The sequence below is a fragment of the Citrobacter amalonaticus genome, from assembly GCF_002918555.1.
In the GTDB taxonomy this organism is placed as follows: Bacteria; Pseudomonadota; Gammaproteobacteria; order Enterobacterales; family Enterobacteriaceae; genus Citrobacter_C; species Citrobacter_C amalonaticus_A.
The window spans coordinates 834788-853366 of the sequence record NZ_PQMB01000002.1; the positions used below are offsets into that span (position 1 = coordinate 834788).

At 55.1% G+C, this 18579-nt stretch carries 18 protein-coding genes; 6 read left to right on the forward strand and 12 right to left on the reverse strand.

What is annotated here, in order from left to right; all coding sequences use genetic code 11:
* Positions 1–160 precede the first annotated feature (160 nt).
* The 4 genes from sdhB to sdhC are packed head-to-tail and all read right to left on the reverse strand — an operon-like array spanning position 161 to position 3404.
* The gene (gene sdhB / locus C3432_RS09505) at positions 161–877 is read right to left on the reverse strand and encodes a succinate dehydrogenase iron-sulfur subunit SdhB (RefSeq protein ID WP_024134962.1); all 717 of its coding nucleotides are present in this window, start codon (positions 875–877) and stop codon (positions 161–163) included.
* A 15-nt stretch (positions 878–892) separates the two neighbouring features.
* Positions 893–2659, reverse strand: coding sequence for a succinate dehydrogenase flavoprotein subunit (gene sdhA / locus C3432_RS09510; RefSeq protein WP_103776367.1), 1767 nt, complete (start codon positions 2657–2659; stop codon positions 893–895).
* A complete protein-coding gene (gene sdhD / locus C3432_RS09515) occupies positions 2659–3006 on the reverse strand; it encodes a succinate dehydrogenase membrane anchor subunit (RefSeq protein ID WP_103776368.1) in 348 nt (115 codons plus the stop codon). Before sdhD ends, sdhA begins: the two co-directional genes overlap by 1 nt.
* Positions 3000–3404 carry a succinate dehydrogenase cytochrome b556 subunit gene (gene sdhC, locus C3432_RS09520; RefSeq protein WP_181012893.1) on the reverse strand — a complete coding sequence of 135 codons (405 nt, stop codon included), beginning with the start codon at positions 3402–3404 and terminating at the stop codon, positions 3000–3002. Before sdhC ends, sdhD begins: the two co-directional genes overlap by 7 nt.
* A gap of 696 nt (positions 3405–4100) precedes the next feature.
* Here sdhC and C3432_RS09530 point away from each other — a divergent pair.
* Positions 4101–5384: a citrate synthase gene (locus tag C3432_RS09530; protein ID WP_103776370.1), complete on the forward strand. Its 1284-nt coding sequence runs from the start codon at positions 4101–4103 to the stop codon at positions 5382–5384.
* 151 nt (positions 5385–5535) lie between these two features.
* Positions 5536–6597 (forward strand): AbrB family transcriptional regulator, encoded by a 1062-nt coding sequence (locus tag C3432_RS09535; protein WP_103776371.1) that lies wholly within the window; start codon positions 5536–5538, stop codon positions 6595–6597.
* A 75-nt stretch (positions 6598–6672) separates the two neighbouring features.
* On the opposite strand, the gene nei is transcribed toward C3432_RS09535, so the two are convergent.
* The 8 genes from nei to C3432_RS09575 all read right to left on the reverse strand — a co-directional run bounded on the left by nei (position 6673) and on the right by C3432_RS09575 (position 13855).
* Positions 6673–7464, reverse strand: a complete 792-nt coding sequence (gene nei, locus C3432_RS09540) for an endonuclease VIII (protein ID WP_103776372.1) — start codon at positions 7462–7464, stop codon at positions 6673–6675.
* A gap of 289 nt (positions 7465–7753) precedes the next feature.
* Positions 7754–8488 carry a 5-oxoprolinase subunit PxpA gene (pxpA, locus tag C3432_RS09545; protein ID WP_103776373.1) on the reverse strand — a complete coding sequence of 245 codons (735 nt, stop codon included), beginning with the start codon at positions 8486–8488 and terminating at the stop codon, positions 7754–7756.
* Positions 8478–9410: a 5-oxoprolinase subunit PxpC gene (pxpC, locus tag C3432_RS09550; RefSeq protein ID WP_103776374.1), complete on the reverse strand. Its 933-nt coding sequence runs from the start codon at positions 9408–9410 to the stop codon at positions 8478–8480. Before pxpC ends, pxpA begins: the two co-directional genes overlap by 11 nt.
* Complete coding sequence (gene pxpB, locus C3432_RS09555; RefSeq protein WP_103776375.1) at positions 9404–10060, reverse strand: 5-oxoprolinase subunit PxpB; 657 nt, start codon at positions 10058–10060, stop codon at positions 9404–9406. Before pxpB ends, pxpC begins: the two co-directional genes overlap by 7 nt.
* Before the next feature lie 158 nt (positions 10061–10218).
* Positions 10219–10962 (reverse strand): radiation resistance protein YbgI, encoded by a 744-nt coding sequence (ybgI, locus tag C3432_RS09560; RefSeq protein WP_103776376.1) that lies wholly within the window; start codon positions 10960–10962, stop codon positions 10219–10221.
* Positions 10963–11091: 129 nt separating this feature from the next.
* A complete protein-coding gene (phrB, locus tag C3432_RS09565) occupies positions 11092–12507 on the reverse strand; it encodes a deoxyribodipyrimidine photo-lyase (protein ID WP_103776377.1) in 1416 nt (471 codons plus the stop codon).
* A gap of 21 nt (positions 12508–12528) precedes the next feature.
* Positions 12529–13482 carry a YbgA family protein gene (locus C3432_RS09570; protein WP_103776378.1) on the reverse strand — a complete coding sequence of 318 codons (954 nt, stop codon included), beginning with the start codon at positions 13480–13482 and terminating at the stop codon, positions 12529–12531.
* Between the two features lie 166 nt (positions 13483–13648).
* A complete protein-coding gene (locus C3432_RS09575) occupies positions 13649–13855 on the reverse strand; it encodes a YbfA family protein (protein WP_103776379.1) in 207 nt (68 codons plus the stop codon).
* A 308-nt stretch (positions 13856–14163) separates the two neighbouring features.
* On the opposite strand from C3432_RS09575, the gene kdpF reads away from it, so the two are divergent.
* The 4 genes from kdpF to kdpC are packed head-to-tail and all read left to right on the forward strand — an operon-like array spanning position 14164 to position 18576.
* Entirely contained in the window at positions 14164–14253 is a 90-nt protein-coding gene (gene kdpF, locus C3432_RS09580) for a K(+)-transporting ATPase subunit F (RefSeq protein WP_042285393.1), read from the forward strand.
* Positions 14253–15932 carry a potassium-transporting ATPase subunit KdpA gene (kdpA, locus tag C3432_RS09585; protein WP_103776380.1) on the forward strand — a complete coding sequence of 560 codons (1680 nt, stop codon included), beginning with the start codon at positions 14253–14255 and terminating at the stop codon, positions 15930–15932. The genes kdpF and kdpA overlap by 1 nt, the downstream gene beginning before the upstream one ends.
* Positions 15933–15952: 20 nt before the next feature.
* Positions 15953–18001, forward strand: a complete 2049-nt coding sequence (gene kdpB, locus C3432_RS09590) for a potassium-transporting ATPase subunit KdpB (protein ID WP_103776381.1) — start codon at positions 15953–15955, stop codon at positions 17999–18001.
* A gap of 8 nt (positions 18002–18009) precedes the next feature.
* Positions 18010–18576, forward strand: coding sequence for a K(+)-transporting ATPase subunit C (gene kdpC / locus C3432_RS09595; RefSeq protein ID WP_103776382.1), 567 nt, complete (start codon positions 18010–18012; stop codon positions 18574–18576).
* Positions 18577–18579 lie beyond the last annotated feature (3 nt).

Consider the following 18579-nt stretch of genomic DNA (forward strand, 5'->3'; position numbering starts at 1 on the left):
CTGCCTTCACTTACCCCAGTCACAGAGTTATCTATGCTGCGGGAATACGCTCAGTTGCCGCCTTGTCTCGCTCTGAACGCCTCGATTACGGGTACTGCAATGTGGCGGTTTTTAAAGATTTCCTGGATAACCGGGGAATCGCTTCCCCGGCGTTTATACCTTACGCACTGCGTTGCAACAGCATCGACTTAATATGGCCGATGGCGCGCGTTGGGTTCAGCCCCTTAGGACATACACTGACGCAGTTCATGATGCTGTGACAGCGGAATACGCTGAATGCATCGCTCATCCCTTCCAGACGGCTGTCGGTCTCAGTATCACGGCTATCGATCAGGAAACGATACGCGGCTAACAGGCCTGCCGGACCGATAAACTTATCCGGATTCCACCAGAAAGATGGACAAGACGTTGAGCAACATGCGCAGAGAATGCATTCATACAGCCCATCGAGTTTTTCCCGCTGCTCTGGCATTTGTAAATGCTCGCGAGCCGGAGGATTTTGTCCATTATTCAACAAGTAAGGCTTAATCTTCTCATATTGTGCGTAGAATTGTCCCATGTCTACCACCAAATCGCGGATCACCGGTAAACCGGGCAGCGGGCGAATCACAATCTTCTTACCCGGCTGATTCAGCGCTGAAATGGGGGTAATACAGGCCAGACCGTTCTTTCCGTTCATGTTCAGACCGTCGGAACCGCACACGCCTTCACGGCAGGAGCGACGAAAAGAGAGGCTCGGATCTTTCTCTTTAAGCTGGATTAACGCATCCAGCAGCATCATGTCACGCCCTTCTTCGCCTTCCAGGGTGTAATCCTGCATACGCGGAGCGTCATCAACATCCGGGTTATAGCGATAAATTGAAAACTCGAGTTTCATTGTCCTGTCTCCGCATTAGTAAGTACGAATCTTCGGCGGGAATGCCGGGCGCAGTTTCGGTTCCATATTGACGCTACGACGCGTCATGGATTCCGTCTCTGGCAGATACAGGGAATGGCACAGCCAGTTTTCATCATCACGCTCCGGGAAGTCGAAGCGGCTATGCGCGCCACGGCTTTCGGTACGGAAGTTGGCGGAAACCGCGGTTGCATAAGCCGTTTCCATCAGGTTATCCAGCTCCAGACACTCAACGCGCTGGGTATTGAATTCGCTGGAGGTATCGTCCAGACGGGCATTCTTCAGACGCTCGCGGATGACTTTCAGCTCTTCAAGCCCTTTCGCCATCGCATCACCTTCGCGGAATACCGAGAAGTTATGCTGCATACATTCCTGAAGCGCTTTCCGAATGACGACCGGGTCTTCACCATCACGGTTACCGTTCCAGCGGTTCAGACGTTCCAGCGAGGCATTGATCTCATCTTCTGTCGCATCCAGCAGCTCGCCCTGTTCGGCGATAGATTCCTGCAGATGCAGACCTGCGGCACGACCAAAGACCACCAGATCCAGCAGCGAGTTGCCCCCCAGACGGTTAGCACCGTGTACCGATACGCAGGCAATTTCACCAACGGCAAACAGCCCTGGAATGACGACATCTTCACCCTGCGCGTTCACGGTCAACGCCTGGCCGGTTACTTTGGTCGGAATACCGCCCATCATGTAGTGGCAGGTCGGGATCACCGGAATCGGCTCTTTTACCGGGTCAACGTGAGCAAAGGTACGGGAGAGTTCGAGGATACCCGGCAGGCGGGACTCAAGAACTTCTTTACCCAGATGGTCGAGTTTCAGCTTGGCGTGCGGTCCCCACGGGCCATCGCAACCACGACCTTCCCGGATTTCGATCATGATGGAACGCGCCACCACGTCGCGACCCGCCAGGTCTTTCGCATTCGGGGCATAACGCTCCATAAAGCGCTCGCCGTGTTTATTCAGCAGGTAGCCGCCTTCACCACGGCAGCCTTCGGTGACCAGAACGCCCGCACCGGCGATACCGGTTGGGTGGAACTGCCACATTTCCATATCCTGTACCGGCACACCGGCGCGGATTGCCATACCCACGCCGTCGCCGGTGTTGATATGGGCGTTAGTGGTCGACTGATAAATACGCCCCGCACCGCCGGTCGCCAGCACGGTCGCGCGCGCTTTAAAGTAGACCACTTCACCGGTTTCGATACTCAGCGCGGTACAACCGACAACGGCACCGTCCGCGTTTTTCACCAGATCCAGCGCATACCATTCGGAGAAAATCGTGGTGTGGTTTTTCAGGTTCTGCTGATACAGCGTGTGCAGCAGCGCATGACCGGTACGGTCAGCCGCCGCCGCGGTGCGTGCCGCCTGCTCGCCGCCGAAGTTTTTCGACTGACCGCCGAACGGACGCTGATAGATGCGACCATCGTCAAGACGAGAGAACGGCAGCCCCATGTGTTCCAGCTCCAGAATCGCTTCCGGGCCGGTCTTGCACATATATTCAATGGCGTCCTGGTCACCAATGTAGTCCGACCCTTTTACGGTATCGTACATGTGCCATTCCCAGTTATCTTCATGGGTATTACCGAGTGCGACGGTGATACCACCCTGCGCAGATACGGTATGGGAACGGGTTGGGAACACTTTGGACAGTAGCGCACAGGTCTGACCGCTTTGGGAAATTTGCAGCGCTGCGCGCATACCCGCGCCGCCTGCGCCAATAACAACAGCATCAAATTCTCTGACTGGCAGTTTCATTACACACCCCACACCACAACAAATCCATAAATGACGTAAACCACCAGCGCAACAACAATAGCGAGTTGCAGCACAAGGCGTACAGCCAGCGGTTTAACGTAGTCGGTCAACACCTGCCACATGCCAATCCAGGCATGAATCAAGATGGAGAAGAGGGCCAGCAGGGTGAAGACTTTGGTGAATGCCGATGAGAAGAAACCGGTCCAGACTTCAAAGGTCAGCTCGCCGCTTGTCGCGAAGAAACCCACCATATAGATGATGTATAAGGTCAGAACGATAGCGGTAGCACGGACCAGGATGAAGTCATGTACGCCATTGCGTCCTAATGCGGAGGCGTTACTTACCATACGAGGACTCCTGCGAGAAGTGAAAGCACGACAGTGATAACGAAAGAGATTTTGGCAGAGCGTTTACCCGCTTCGAATGTTTCTTCCAGATAGCCAAAATCCATCATCATGTGACGAATACCGACCACGACGTGATAAGCCAGCGCGGTCAGGATGCCCCACATAATAAATTTAACAAAAAAGCTACCCATGATGGCGGATGCTTGCTGGAATCCTTCAGGGGAAGAGAGGCTGGTACCCAATAACCACAACAGGATCCCGACCGCCACAAAGGTGATCACTCCAGAAACGCGATGGAGAATGGACGCTATCGCCGTGATTGGGAACCGGATCGTTTGCAGATCCAGATTGACAGGTCTTTGTTTTTTCACATTTCTTATCATGAATAACGCCCACATGCTGTTCTTATTATTCCCTATGGACTTCGGGTACAGAGGCTGAATCCAGCTGTGCCTGAAAGACGACGGGATTTCCTTCCTCCGGTCTGCTTGCGGGTCAGACAGCGTCCTTTCTATAACTACGCGTCATGTAAAACACTGCTTCCAGATGCTAGAACGACACGTTACAACGCTGGGTGGCTCGGGATTGCAGGGTATTCCGGAGACCTGGCGGCAGTATAGGACGTTCACAAAATCATTACAATTAACCTACATATAGTTTGTCAGGTTTTATCCCGAACAGTGACACAGGTCACGATAACAACATTTTTTTAATTTTTAATCATTTGATTTGACAAATATTAAACAAAGTTGTTACAAACAACACCAGAAAAAGCATATAATGCGTAAAAGTTATGGGGTCACTCTTTAACCTGCTAATAAGTTATGTAACAGTAAGAAGCTATTGACCGACCCCTTCAGTACAGTTAATAGTGATAGACAGGTTGAATAATTCGGATTGCTAAGTTCTTGATTTGCTGTTTATTCGCCATGAACAAACCGTTTTACCTGCAAGCGCCCATAGCTCTGTACCCAGGTCATCCCCTCTTTCGCAGAGCGGCGAGCCAAATAACAAACTGGTAACGGTTCATTGATGTACGAAGGCAAATGTGAGTTCCGGCAGTCTTAAGCAATAAGGCGCTAAGGAGACCGTAAATGGCTGATACAAAAGCAAAACTCACCCTAAATGGTGATGTTGCTATTGAACTGGACGTGCTGAAGGGCACGCTAGGTCAAGATGTTATTGATATTCGTAGCCTTGGTTCAAAAGGTATGTTCACTTTTGACCCAGGTTTCACCTCTACCGCATCCTGCGAATCCAAAATCACCTTTATCGACGGTGACGAAGGTATTTTGTTACATCGCGGCTTCCCGATTGACCAGTTAGCAACGGAGTCAAACTATCTGGAAGTATGCTACATCCTGCTGTACGGCGAAAAACCTACGCAGGCAGAGTACGACGAGTTCAGAACGACCGTTACCCGCCATACGATGATCCACGAGCAAATCACTCGTCTGTTCCACGCCTTCCGCCGCGACTCGCATCCAATGGCGGTTATGTGCGGGATCACCGGCGCGCTTGCAGCGTTTTATCACGACTCCCTGGATGTAAATAATCCACGCCACCGTGAAATTGCGGCATTCCGCCTGCTGTCTAAAATGCCGACAATGGCAGCGATGTGTTACAAATACTCTATCGGCCAGCCGTTTGTTTATCCGCGCAACGATCTCTCCTATGCCGGTAACTTCCTGAACATGATGTTCTCCACGCCGTGTGAAAACTATGAAGTCAGCCCGGTGCTGGAACGCGCAATGGACAGAATTCTGATCCTGCACGCAGACCATGAGCAGAACGCCTCCACCTCCACCGTACGTACCGCTGGCTCCTCCGGCGCTAACCCGTTTGCCTGCATCGCAGCCGGTATTGCTTCCCTGTGGGGACCGGCGCACGGTGGCGCAAACGAAGCGGCGCTGAAGATGCTGGAAGAAATCAGCTCGGTGAAACATATCCCTGAATTTGTTCGTCGTGCGAAAGACAAGAACGATTCTTTCCGTCTGATGGGCTTTGGTCATCGTGTTTACAAAAACTACGATCCGCGCGCGACCGTTATGCGTGAAACCTGCCACGAAGTTCTGAAAGAGCTGGGTACCAAAGATGACCTGCTGGAAGTCGCCATGGAGCTGGAGCACATTGCGCTGAACGACCCGTACTTCATCGAGAAGAAACTTTACCCGAACGTAGACTTCTACTCCGGGATCATTCTCAAAGCAATGGGCATCCCCTCTTCCATGTTTACCGTTATCTTCGCGATGGCGCGTACCGTTGGCTGGATTGCACACTGGAGCGAAATGCACACCGACGGCATGAAAATTGCTCGTCCGCGTCAGCTGTACACCGGCTACGACAAGCGCGATTTCAAATCGTCAATTAAGCGCTAATCTTCGCTTTCTGCAAACGCGCCTTCGGGCGCGTTTTTTATGACTGATCCCTTTGCCCATCGCTTTTTATTGATTCTTGATATTTTTTTCTCCCTCCGCTTTCTCTATGCTGTATCGTTACACCCGATCAAAGAGAGCCTGGGAGCACGGAATGCCTGTTTTGCAGTGGGGTTTGTTGTTTGTCGTATCGCTTCTTCTGTCCCTGCTGTTTCTGTGTCTGCATTTCCCGGCGGCCCTGCTGCTTGGCCCGATGATCGCCGGGATCCTGTTCAGCCTGCGCGGTATCTCTTTGCAACTCCCCCGCTCTGCCTTCCTTGCTGCTCAGGCTATTCTCGGCTGCATGATCGCGCAAAACCTTACCGGTTCAATACTCACCACGCTGGCGGCCAACTGGCCGGTGGTGCTTGTCATTTTATTGGTTACGCTCCTTTCCAGCGCCATCGTCGGCTGGCTGCTGGTTCGCTACAGCGCGTTGCCGGGGAATACCGGGGCCTGGGGTTCCTCTCCCGGCGGAGCGGCGGCAATGGTGGCGATGGCCCAGGACTATGGCGCTGATATCCGCCTGGTGGCATTTATGCAGTATTTACGCGTGCTGTTTGTCGCTGGCGCGGCGGTGCTGGTCACCCGGATTATCATGGGCGACAACGCCGAAGCGGTGAGCCAGCAGGTTGAATGGTTCCCGGCCCTGAACATTCATCTCCTCGGCACCCTGCTACTGGCCGCCATTGCCGGTATTGCCGGACGAATGCTGCGTATTCCTTCCGGCACGATGCTGGTGCCGATGCTGGCCGGCGCGTTGCTGCACGCAGGCGGCATAATGGTGATTGAGCTGCCGGAGTGGCTGCTGGCGATTGCGTATATGGCGATTGGCTGGCGCATCGGGCTGGGATTCGACAAACAGGTCTTTTTTATGGCGCTGCGCCCCCTGCCGCAGATCCTGGCCTCCATCTTCGCGCTACTGGCAATTTGCGCAGCAATGGCCTGGGGGCTCGCTCATTATATGCAGATTGATTTTATGACTGCCTATCTTGCCACCAGCCCTGGGGGACTGGATACGGTGGCGGTCATCGCCGCGGGCAGCAATGCTGATATGACGCTGATTATGGCGATGCAAACCCTGCGGCTGTTCAGTATTTTGCTGACCGGCCCGGCGGTGGCCCGGTTTATTTCAACGTATGCGCCGAAACCATCGCGTCGTGAAAAAGAGTCTTAATCCGGATACCCTGCTTCTGCTACCGTCCTGCCAGACAATCGCCTCCTCACGCCCCTCCGGCAGAACAATGGCACGCTATTTCTGGCAATCCGGACACCAGTAAAACGGGCGTGAAGAGAGCGTCGTTTTTTCAATAATACCGCCGCAGCGTTCGCAGGCTTCGCCATCCCGATGGAAGACCTTAAAGCGAAACAGTGCCCCATGATGTTTATTCTCGTCCACCTGGCCACGCGTGGCATAGGAGAGACGCGGGATATCCAGCAAGGCGTGAGACAACGCCTCCAGCTGTTGATCGCTGAGATCTTTCCCCTTGTGCTGCCCGTTCAAACCAACCTGCCAGAGGATCTCCACCCGCAGATAGTTACCCAGTCCGGCGAGAAAAGCCTGATCCAGCAGCAGCCCGGAAAACTGACGATTGCGAAAACGGGGCGACAGCAGCCGCGCTTTCACCGCATCAGCCGTCAGGCGCGGATCCAATACATCCGGTCCCACCCGTTGTAAAAACGGGTGAGTGGTGAGCTGTTCCGGCGTCAGTATGTCGATATCAGAAGCGCTATAAAGCAGAATCGTTTTGTCGGCAGCCTGCAACCTGACGCGCAGCACCCGCGAGGAGTGCGGCATCGTCCCCGTCTCCACCACCCGCCAAACGCCGTAGAGCTGATTATGGCTGTAGAGGGTCAGCCCCCCGGAGAAGTGGGTTAACAGCGCCTTTCCCCGCGTCTCAATATGGGTAACGATTTGCCCTGCAAGTTGCGATTCATACGGTTTTAGCCGATCAAAGGCAAACCAGATATCGGTCAATGGTTTACCTTTGATCGCCGCCTCCAGGTTATCCGCCGCGCGACGGATTTCCGGGCCTTCAGGCATTTTTCTGTCCTTTTAGTTAACCTGGCTTTTCAGGTGTTAGTTGCCGTCAGTTTGAACACCGACAGCGCGCAAGCGCATACACGCAGTACGTGACAGCGATGAGCACTGCCCAGGTTCAAAACGACAACTATACTCCCAATAATTCGCATTGCGGGACAAAACGCGTAGTCGTTTTGAACAACGCCTGCGCTGACCCCGCAGGAGAGAGACCGGGTAACGCGGCGACGCACCTGCAACCTGAAGTATGACGGGTATACATCACCCCTCTACGGGGATTGCGTGGGTTTACTTATGCAACAATTCTGATACTGCGTTCCTCAAACGCGGCGCGCAACCTGCGGGCAAAGGCGAGCGCATGTTCACCGTCACCGTGGATACACACCGTCTGGGCTGTCACCTGCGCCCACTCGCCGGTAATGCTTTTCACCCTACCGGATTCGACCATTCCCAGCGTCTGCGCCAGTGCCAGCTCTTCATCCACAATCAGCGCGCCAGGCTGCGTACGCGGCACCAGTGTGCCGTCGCGCTGGTAGCCCCGATCGGCAAACGCCTCCTGGCGCGTCGCAAGTCCATAATGCTCACCTGCGCGAATCAGCGCACTGCCCGCCAGCCCCACCAGAATCAGCGACGGATCGCAGGCGTATACCGCCTTCGCAATAGCATCGGCCAGCTGTGGATCTTTTGCCGCCTGGTTGTAGAGCATACCGTGTGGCTTAACGTGACGCATCACGCCGCCTTCCGCGTGGGCTATCGCCGCCAGCGCGCCAATTTGATACAGCGTTTGCGCATAGACCGTTTCCGGCGGCAGCGTCATGGCGGTGCGACCGAAGTTTTCCCGATCCGGAAACCCCGGATGCGCGCCGATGGCCACGCCGTTTTTCAGCGCCTCACGCACGCTGGTCAGCATGGTTTGCGCATCGCCCGCATGAAATCCACAGGCGATATTTGCGGAGGAGACGATTTTTAATAATTCCGCGTCGTGGCCGCAACCCTCGCCCAGGTCCGCATTCATATCAATTTTCATCGTTGAGTCGCCATATTAGCTGTTCGATATAACGCTGCCGATCGTGACGCGCCTGTAGCGCCTCCTCCAGCGAACACTGAACAAAATGGATGGGATGCCCGAGCGGGATTTGCGCCAGGTGGTACATGTCCGCCTCAATAATGCAGGCCATTCGCGGATAACCGCCGGTCGTCTGGGCATCGTTCATCAATACAATGGGTTGCCCGTTATGCGGCACCTGGACGACGCCCGGCAGCAAACCATGTGACACCATTTCGCGGTCAGTCGTACGCGTAAGGGGCTGCCCCTGCAGACGATACCCCATACGGTTACTTTGTGGACTCAGTTGCCAGGGCGAGCGCCAGAACGCCTCTTGTGAAGCGCGATCAAACTCCTGGTATTCCGGCCCCGGCAGCGCACGGATACGGTTTCCCCACAGCAGCTGTTTAACGCCGCATGTACCGTTAAACTGTCGCGCGGGTTGCGCTATTGTCAGCCGATCGCCATCTTTAAGCAGACGCCCTTCATAACCACCGATCCCGACTTTCAGATCGGTACTGCTGGAGCCCATCACGTCGGGTACAACAATTCCTCCGGCCACCGCCAGATAGCTGCGCATACCGTGTTGCGGACGTTTCAGCGTCAGACGCTGGCCGGCTTTTACCGGCAGCCGCCAGCCGGTCCAGACGGGCTGACGATCCAGCTGCGCCTCGCAGCCCGCCCCCGTGAGAGCGAACCAACCGTCAGACTCAAACTCCACAACCAGCTGGCCCAGCGTGATCTCCAGCGCTGCCGCGCCAGCATCATTGCCCACCAACAGGTTAGCGATATACAGCGCCGGTTTGTCCAGCGCCCCGCAGTGGCTGATTCCTGACTGACGAAACCCGTGACGCCCATTATCCTGCACCGAGGTGTATATGCCCGCCCGAATAATATTCAGCATACCCCCTCCTTCTGTGGGACAAAGCGCACACTGTCTCCCGGGCGCAGAAGAATAGGCTCATCCCGATGAGGATCGAATAACTTCAGCGGCGTAAGGCCAATCAGCTGCCAGCCTCCCGGCGTCGGCAGCGGGTAGATCCCGGTTTGCGGGCCGCCAATCCCCACAGATCCTGCCGGAACGTTCAGCCGTGGCTCCGCGCGTCTTGGCGTATGTAAAGGTTCTGGTAAGCTCCCCAGATACGGAAAGCCAGGCTGAAAACCTAAAAACCAGACCACGTAGTCAACCGATGCGTGCAGTTCAACAACCTGCTTTTCACTCAGGCCACTGTGGCGGGCAACCTCAGCCAGATCAGGGCCACACTCGCCGCCATAATTCACCGGAATTTCGATAAATCGTGACTCTGGCTCCAGCGCGTCGCTCTCTTCCCACCAACGCTGCAAACGCTCAATGGCATCCAGCGCCAGCGTATGCGGATCGCCCAGGATCACCGTGATATTATTCATTCCCGGAATGGCTTCGACCACATCAGGCAGCTCGATCAAACGCTGCGCCAGACGCCAGATGCGCTTCTGGCTCGCCAGCGTTACGGGCGGCTCAAGCTCCAGTACCACCGCCGTTTCCCCTAACAGATAACAACGCGCTCGTTGCACTTGTGCCCCTCTTATTACAGCCTGCCTGATTAGGCGTTATTGTCGCAGTCAGTCCGGACACGGGAAGCGCACAGCAACCGGAGCGTACACGCGGTACGTGAGGGTTGTGAGCACTGCCGGGGCCAAAATGGTAAATAACATAGCCTTAATGAGTGAGGTCAGGCAGGATTCGGAATATCAATGAAAGTCACATCCAGATCGGTATTCTCTGTCAGCCATTCACTTAATGCACGAATGCCGCCGCGCTCGGTGGCGTGATGCCCTGCGGCATAGAAATGGAGCTGTTGCTCGCGTGCGGAGTGGATGGTCTGCTCGGACACTTCACCGGTAATAAAGGCATCCACGCCAAAACGCGCGGCGCTGTCAATAAAGCTCTGACCGCCGCCGGTGCACCAGGCCACGCGTCGAACGGTTTCCGGTCCGGTATCGCCGCACCACAAAGGCTTGCGTCCCAGGCGCGCTTCAATCCACGATGCCAGCTCCAGTCCAGGAACGGGCATGGCCAGTTCGCCCCACGGCAGCAGGGGTTCAATCTCCCCCATCACGGTAATCCCAAGCAGCGCCGCCAGTTGGGCGTTGTTTCCCAGCTCAGGATGGGCATCCAGCGGCAGGTGCCAGCCATAGAGATTAATGTCATTAGCCAGTAGCGTTTTTAAACGATTACGTTTCATCCCGCGAATAACCGGGGATTCGTTTTTCCAGAAGTAGCCATGGTGAACGATGATCGCATCAGCCTGCAGCCGCACCGCTTCATCCAGCAACGCCTGGCTTGCGGTGACGCCGGTCACGATTTTCTGCACCGTCTCTTTGCCTTCAACCTGTAAACCATTCGGCGCGTAATCGCTAATCGCGGCGCTGTTCAGCTTCTCGTTGATCAGTTGTTCCAGTTCGGTGTTTTTCATCATCGCTCCCTTGTTGAGTTAGGCACTCCGTTAAAATAGCGTCATCCTATCCGTTCGTCACCAGGCAATTCTTTGACTCATTGAGAAACAATTGCATTGTTTTTAGACTCAAATAACGTCCCCGGACACTCACCCCTTTCGCGCCGCCTCGTATGCTGCAAGCGTCTCCAGCCTTGCCTGTTTGTGATCCACAATCGGCTGGGGATAGTTGAGTTTGATCCCCTCTTTCGTTGCCCATTTCCACGGTTCGTGAATGGCTTTACCCGGTACACCGCGCAGTTCAGGGATCCACTGACGAATAAAGTCACCGTCACGATCGAACTTTTCCCCCTGAGTGGTCGGGTTAAAAATACGAAAATAAGGTGCGGCATCGGTCCCTGTCGAGGCAGCCCACTGCCAGCCACCATTATTCGCGGCAAGATCGCCATCAATGAGCTGCGACATGAAATAGCGCTCACCTTCCCGCCAGTCAATCAGCAGATCTTTCACCAGAAAGCTGGCGGTAATCATCCGCAGCCGATTGTGCATCCAGCCCGTGGCATTGAGCTGCCGCATCGCCGCATCGACAATCGGGTAACCCGTGTTCCCCTCCTGCCATGCATGCCAATGTGCGCTATTTGATTGCCACTGCACGCGGTCAGTCCAGCGAATAAACGGGCGATGTTTGCACAGCTGTGGATGATAGGTCATAAGATGGCGATAAAACTCACGCCAGATAAGCTCATTGAGCCAGACGCTTCCAGGACCATCCTCCAGCGCCTGCGGCTGTTCTGCCAGCAGACGATGCAGGCACTGACGCGGTGATATGCCACCGGTTGCGAGGCTGGCGGAGAGTCGGCTGGTACCTTCCGTCGCCGGGAAATCGCGCAGCCGCTCATACTCCCTTGCTCCCTGTTTGCAAAAATGGCGCAGTCGGGCAATGACCGCTTTCTCTTCGGTGGGAAAAAGCGTGGCATCGAAATCCAGCTGCGGGTAGCTAAAAGCTATCGGTCGGGATGCGGAAAACGTGCCATTACCTCGCGGGGCCGGTGCCGCCACGCACTCAGGTATCCCCTCTTTAAGCCTTTTCAGCCACGCATTCTTAAACGGCGTAAAGACTTTGTACATCTCATGGTTGCCCGTCATTACCGCTCCCGGAGGCAGGATCACGCTGTCATCAAAACCTTCGCAAACCACGCCCGCCAGCGCGCTTTCCAGCGCAGCATCACGCTGACGTTCATTCACTTCATACTGATAGTTGTAAAACAGATGGCTAACTTCATGCTGCTGGCAGAGTGTTTTCACCGTGTTCACGCTGGCAGCAAAATCCTTCACCTCTTCGAAGATCAGGGGGATCCCTTTTTCCGCCAGCGCTGTCCTTAGCGCGTTCAGCTGGCTGGCGATAAATGCGGCCTGACGCGGCGCCATATCATGAGCAGCCCACTGCTCAGGCGTGGCAATGTATAACGCCAGCACGCGGGCGGCACCGTTCCGGCAAGCCGCCGCTAACGCAAGATTGTCATGCAGACGCAAATCACGACGAAACCAGACCAGATGAGTGGTCATAACGCTCCTGAAAAGAATAATTCAACGCCCGTAGCGTAAACGCAGGGCTTCGGGCCAGGGATTGAAATAGCGCTGCCCGGAAAGATAAGCGTCCGGGTATTCCGCCATATAGTGTTTGAGCAACGTGATCGGCGCAAGCAGCGGTTGCGTTGCACGTCGATACCCGTCGATGAGGGAGGCGAGTTCCTGCCGCTGACGGGCATTGAGCTGCTTGCGGAAATAACCCTGAACGTGCATCAAAACATTGGTATGGTTACGTCGGGAGGAAGGGTGTGACAGTAAATCCATCAGTCTCTGACGATACGCCACAAAATAGGCATCGAGATCCTGCCATTCGCCAATCGCCGCCACAAATCGCCCCAGCTCACGATACGCCGGCTGAGAGTGAGCTAACAGTAGCAGCTTGTAGCGACTATGATAATCAATCAATGCGCCTCGCGTTAATCCTTGCTGCCGGATGCCATTCAGCTCGTTAAGGGCATAGATTCGCTCAACAAAATTTTCACGGATCTGCGGATCGCACAGACGCCCGTCTTCTTCAACGGGCAGCCACGGAAAAGTCTCCATCAGCACTGAGGTATAAATGCCACGTCCCGATTTACGGTTGTTTTTTCCTTCCGCATCGTAGACGCGGACACGCTCCATCCCGCAGCTTGGCGATTTCGCACAAACAATGTAGCCGCACAAATGCTCAAATCGGGCCACCCGCCCAAGACTGAACGCCGTCATCGCCCCGGTCAAATCGCCTTCACGCTTATCGCTATAGCGCAGAGCGATTTCGCCATCGCCTTTAACAAGCCGGAGCGCCGGTCGCGGGACCGGCAACCCTATCGCCATTTCAGGACATACCGGTTCAAAATGCACCCACGGCGACAACTCTTCTACGGCAAAAGCCAGCCGTTTATGCCCACCGTCAAAGCGAACCGCCTCCCCTAACAGACAGGCGCTGATGCCAACAGGGATTTTCTCGCTCATGATTTCTCCTTTCTCATTCCTGAGATAAGTGTAGCTATCATAAGCAAAAACATATTTCTAAAATTATCACTCTCTTTCACTGCCGCCGCCGTTTCTGGCATTGCGAATTCAAAAAAAAAGCCGCTGATATCGTCGATATCAGCGGCTCCTGTTAATCAGCAAATACTTAGTAGAAATCGCCGGTGGCTTTTTCAGCCTGATCCATCCACACCGGCTTATCGCTGGTCTTCGACCAGACGCGGTGCAGGTAGCTATAAAAACGGGCGCGATCTTTCCAGAACAGCATCACCGGCAACGCCAGAACCCCAGCCAGGACGGCGAAAGCACGGCGTAAAAAGATGATATGTGCAGGATAATCGTTGTAATGTCCCATAGCTTTCTCCCCTCAGGTTTGTCGGTGAATGGCACCGGTAAAATGAATTTGGTTATCTGCTGAAAATAATACCGCTTTGTACGTAATTTTACTACTCATCCGACCACTTATTTTTGTTTATTTATGCCTCATTTACATTCACCACGTAATTAAGTTACATAAAAGTTAAATTAATACTAATCATTAGTTAAATAGTGGTTTTTGCCATTTTTATACTTTTTTTACACCCCGCCCGCCAATTTTTGCGAAATCTTTGCAGGCAAAAAAATACCCTGATAACAAGATCATAATGCCACTGGAGGTGCACCGTGAGTGCAGGCGTGATAATCGGCATCGTGCTGATTTTCTTACTTTTAGGTTATCTGGTGTATGCCCTGATTAATGCGGAGGCGTTCTGATGGCGGCTCAAGGGTTCTTACTGATTGCCAGTTTTTTACTGATCCTGTTCGTGCTCGCTCGTCCTTTAGGGACGGGTCTGGCACGGCTTATTAATGATATTCCCTTGCCCGGTACCGCCAACGTTGAACGCTGGCTGTGGCGCGGGCTGGGAATTTCTCCGCAGGAGATGAACTGGAAACAGTATCTGCTGGCGATTCTCGCACTCAATATGCTGGGGCTGGTGATACTGTTCCTGATGCTGATGGGACAAAACCTGTTGCCACTGAATCCGCAGCAGCTCCCCGGTCTTTCATGGCATCTGGCGCTCAATACGGCGGTCAGTTTTGTTACCAACACTAACTGGCAGTCTTACAGTGGTGAAACCACCTTAAGCTACTTCAGCCAGATGGCGGGGCTGACCGTGCAAAACTTCCTGTCGGCGGCGACCGGCATCGCGGTGATCTTCGCCCTGATCCGTGCGTTCGCCCGCCAGAGTATGAACACGCTGGGCAATGCCTGGATGGATCTGATGCGAATTACGCTGTGGATCCTGTTGCCCATCGCGCTGTTGATTGCCTTGTTCTTTATTCAACAAGGCACGCTGCAAAATTTTCTTCCTTACCAGCCATTTACCGACCTTGAAGGGGCAAAACAGCTATTGCCGATGGGACCGGTGGCTTCACAGGAAGCGATCAAATTGCTCGGGACCAACGGCGGCGGCTTCTTCAACGCCAACTCGTCGCATCCATTTGAGAATCCGACCGCGCTGACCAACATGGTGCAGATGCTGGCGATCTTTTTAATTCCGGCGGCGCTCTGCTTCGCCTTTGGTGATGCCGTCGGCGACCGCCGTCAGGGACGGATGCTGCTGTGGGCAATGTCGCTCATTTTTGTGGTCTGCGTTGCCGTGGTGATGTGGGCGGAAACTCAGGGCAACCCTCACCTGCTGCAATTTGGCGCTGACAGCAGCCTGAATATGGAAGGCAAAGAGAGCCGCTTCGGCGTGCTGGCAAGCAGCTTGTTCGCTGTCGTCACTACGGCGGCCTCTTGTGGGGCGGTGGCTGCGATGCATGACTCCTTTACCGCCCTGGGCGGCATGGTGCCGATGTGGCTGATGCAGATTGGGGAAGTGGTCTTTGGCGGCGTCGGTTCGGGTCTGTACGGGATGCTGCTGTTCGTGCTGTTAGCCGTATTTATTGCCGGGCTAATGATTGGCCGCACGCCTGAGTATCTGGGTAAAAAAATCGACGTGCGCGAGATGAAAATGACCGCTCTGGCGATTCTTGTCACCCCTGCGCTGGTGTTGCTCGGTACGGCACTGGCCATGATGACCGAAGCGGGTCGCAGCGCCATGCTCAATCCCGGTCCGCACGGTTTTAGTGAAGTACTGTACGCCGTCTCGTCCGCAGCCAACAACAACGGCAGCGCCTTTGCGGGACTGAGCGCCAACAGCCCATTCTGGAACTGCCTGCTGGCTTTCTGCATGTTCGCGGGGCGCTTCGGCGTGATTATCCCGGTCATGGCGATTGCCGGATCGCTTATCAGTAAGAAAAGCCAACCGGCCAGCACCGGCACGTTGCCGACGCATGGCGCGCTGTTTGTCGGTCTGCTGATCGGTACCGTCCTGCTGGTAGGCGCCCTGACCTTTATTCCTGCGCTGGCGCTTGGGCCGGTTGCAGAACACCTCTCTTTATTTTGAGCGATGCGGAGCACATTGTTATGAGTCGCAAACAACTGGCGCTATTCGAACCCTCCCTGGTCGCTCAGGCGCTGTTCGATGCCGTGAAAAAATTAAGTCCACATACCCAGTGGCGCAATCCGGTGATGTTTATTGTCTGGATCGGCAGCCTGCTGACAACGTTGATAACGGTGGCGATAGCGACCGGACAGATGGCGGGAAACCCTCTGTTTACCGGCGCGATAAGCCTCTGGCTGTGGATTACCGTACTGTTCGCCAATTTCGCCGAGGCGCTGGCTGAGGGTCGCAGTAAAGCCCAGGCCAACAGTCTGAAAGGTGTTAAGAAAACCGCATTTGCCCGCAAGCTGCGCGAAGCGAAATATGGCGCGCAGATGGATAACGTCCCTGCGGATACATTACGCAGAGGGGATATTGTGCTGGTTGAAGCTGGCGACATTATTCCCTGCGATGGCGAAGTCATTGAAGGCGGCGCGTCGGTGGACGAGAGCGCCATTACCGGTGAGTCCGCGCCGGTGATCCGCGAATCGGGTGGTGACTTTGCCTCAGTGACCGGCGGGACACGGATCCTCTCTGACTGGCTGGTCATCGAATGCAGCGTGAACCCTGGGGAAACCTTCCTTGATCGCATGATCGCGATGGTGGAAGGCGCCCAACGTCGCAAAACGCCAAATGAGATCGCGCTGACCATTTTGCTGATTGCTCTGACCCTCGTTTTTCTGCTGGCCACCGCCACGCTGTGGCCTTTTTCCGCCTGGGGCGGCAATGCCGTTAGCGTTACCGTGCTGGTCGCCCTGCTGGTCTGCCTGATCCCAACAACAATTGGCGGACTCCTTTCGGCGATTGGCGTCGCGGGGATGAGCCGAATGCTGGGCGCAAACGTCATCGCCACCAGCGGACGTGCGGTAGAAGCGGCGGGCGACGTGGACGTGCTGCTGCTGGATAAAACCGGTACTATCACCCTGGGCAACCGCCAGGCTTCCGATTTTCTGCCCGCTCAGGGGGTGGATGAAAGGACGCTGGCCGATGCGGCCCAACTCTCTTCGCTGGCGGATGAGACACCGGAAGGGCGCAGCATCGTCATTCTTGCCAAACAGCGCTTTAATCTGCGCGAAAGAGATGTGCAGTCGCTGCATGCCACCTTCGTTCCCTTTACTGCACAAAGCCGGATGAGCGGTATTAACATCGATAACCGGATGATCCGCAAAGGCTCAGTGGATGCCATTCGTCGCCACGTTGAGGCCAACGGCGGTCACTTTCCTGCAGATGTCGACCAAAAAGTGGATAGCGTGGCCCGTCTTGGCGCGACGCCGCTGGTGGTGGTTGAAGGTTCCCGCGTGCTGGGCGTTATTTCGCTGAAAGATATTGTCAAAGGCGGGATAAAAGAACGTTTTGCCCAGCTCCGTAAAATGGGCATTAAAACGGTGATGATCACCGGCGACAACCGACTGACGGCAGCCGCGATTGCCGCAGAAGCCGGTGTGGATGACTTTCTGGCAGAAGCCACGCCGGAGGCCAAACTGGCGCTGATTCGTCAGTATCAGTCGGAAGGGCGTCTGGTGGCGATGACCGGCGACGGAACCAACGACGCTCCGGCGCTGGCGCAGGCCGATGTGGCGGTGGCGATGAACTCCGGCACGCAGGCCGCGAAAGAAGCGGGCAACATGGTGGATCTCGATTCCAACCCGACCAAGCTTATCGAGGTGGTGCATATTGGTAAACAGATGCTGATGACCCGAGGTTCATTGACCACCTTCAGTATCGCCAATGACGTAGCGAAATACTTTGCCATTATTCCGGCTGCGTTTGCCGCGACTTACCCGCAGCTGAACGCGCTGAACATTATGCGGCTGCATTCACCGGATTCGGCCATCCTCAGCGCGGTCATTTTCAACGCCCTGATCATCATCTTTCTGATCCCGCTGGCATTGAAAGGGGTGAGCTATAAACCGCTCTCCGCTTCCGCCATGCTGCGCCGTAACTTATGGATCTACGGTTTGGGTGGACTGCTTGTGCCGTTTATTGGCATCAAAGTGATTGATTTACTATTGACCCTTCTGGGTCTGGTGTGAGGTATAAGATGAGTGGATTACGTCCTGCACTATCGACGCTGGTGTTCCTGATGCTGATGACCGGTGGCGTTTATCCGTTGCTCACCACGGCGCTGGGACAATGGTGGTTTGGGCATCAGGCCAACGGCTCGCTGATTGTTGATGGCAATACGGTGCGCGGCTCTGAGCTTATCGGGCAGAATTTTACCGCCGCAGGCTATTTTCAGGGGCGGCCGTCGGCAACGGCGGAAATGCCCTATAATCCAATGGCTTCTGGCGGCAGCAATCTGGCGGCCAGCAACCCGGAACTGGATAAACTGCTACAGAGTCGGGCAGTCGCACTGCGCGCCGCCAACCCGGACGCCAGCACAGCCCTTCCGGTAGAACTGCTCACCGCCTCTGCCAGCGGGCTGGACAACAACCTGACGCCAGCGGCCGCGCAATGGCAGATCCCGCGGGTCGCCAGGGCGCGCAACCTCAGCGTTGAAGAGGTGACGCGGCTGGTTGCACAATATACGCAAAAGCCACTGGTCGGGTTTATCGGCCAGCCGGTGGTTAACATCGTGGAACTCAATTTAGCGTTGGATAAGCGCTGAGAA

What these genes read in the sequence shown, in the direction of transcription:
- sdhB (WP_024134962.1), bottom strand. Translation starts at nt 877, where the DNA reads ATGAAACTCGAGTTTTCAATTTATCGCTATAACCCGGATGTTGATGAC.
- sdhA (WP_103776367.1), bottom strand. Translation starts at nt 2,659, where the DNA reads ATGAAACTGCCAGTCAGAGAATTTGATGCTGTTGTTATTGGCGCAGGC.
- sdhD (WP_103776368.1), bottom strand. Translation starts at nt 3,006, where the DNA reads ATGGTAAGTAACGCCTCCGCATTAGGACGCAATGGCGTACATGACTTC.
- sdhC (WP_181012893.1), bottom strand. Translation starts at nt 3,404, where the DNA reads ATGTGGGCGTTATTCATGATAAGAAATGTGAAAAAACAAAGACCTGTC.
- C3432_RS09530 (WP_103776370.1), top strand. Translation starts at nt 4,101, where the DNA reads ATGGCTGATACAAAAGCAAAACTCACCCTAAATGGTGATGTTGCTATT.
- C3432_RS09535 (WP_103776371.1), top strand. Translation starts at nt 5,536, where the DNA reads ATGCCTGTTTTGCAGTGGGGTTTGTTGTTTGTCGTATCGCTTCTTCTG.
- nei (WP_103776372.1), bottom strand. Translation starts at nt 7,464, where the DNA reads ATGCCTGAAGGCCCGGAAATCCGTCGCGCGGCGGATAACCTGGAGGCG.
- pxpA (WP_103776373.1), bottom strand. Translation starts at nt 8,488, where the DNA reads ATGAAAATTGATATGAATGCGGACCTGGGCGAGGGTTGCGGCCACGAC.
- pxpC (WP_103776374.1), bottom strand. Translation starts at nt 9,410, where the DNA reads ATGCTGAATATTATTCGGGCGGGCATATACACCTCGGTGCAGGATAAT.
- ybgI (WP_103776376.1), bottom strand. Translation starts at nt 10,962, where the DNA reads ATGAAAAACACCGAACTGGAACAACTGATCAACGAGAAGCTGAACAGC.
- phrB (WP_103776377.1), bottom strand. Translation starts at nt 12,507, where the DNA reads ATGACCACTCATCTGGTCTGGTTTCGTCGTGATTTGCGTCTGCATGAC.
- C3432_RS09570 (WP_103776378.1), bottom strand. Translation starts at nt 13,482, where the DNA reads ATGAGCGAGAAAATCCCTGTTGGCATCAGCGCCTGTCTGTTAGGGGAG.
- C3432_RS09575 (WP_103776379.1), bottom strand. Translation starts at nt 13,855, where the DNA reads ATGGGACATTACAACGATTATCCTGCACATATCATCTTTTTACGCCGT.
- kdpA (WP_103776380.1), top strand. Translation starts at nt 14,253, where the DNA reads ATGGCGGCTCAAGGGTTCTTACTGATTGCCAGTTTTTTACTGATCCTG.
- kdpB (WP_103776381.1), top strand. Translation starts at nt 15,953, where the DNA reads ATGAGTCGCAAACAACTGGCGCTATTCGAACCCTCCCTGGTCGCTCAG.
- kdpC (WP_103776382.1), top strand. Translation starts at nt 18,010, where the DNA reads ATGAGTGGATTACGTCCTGCACTATCGACGCTGGTGTTCCTGATGCTG.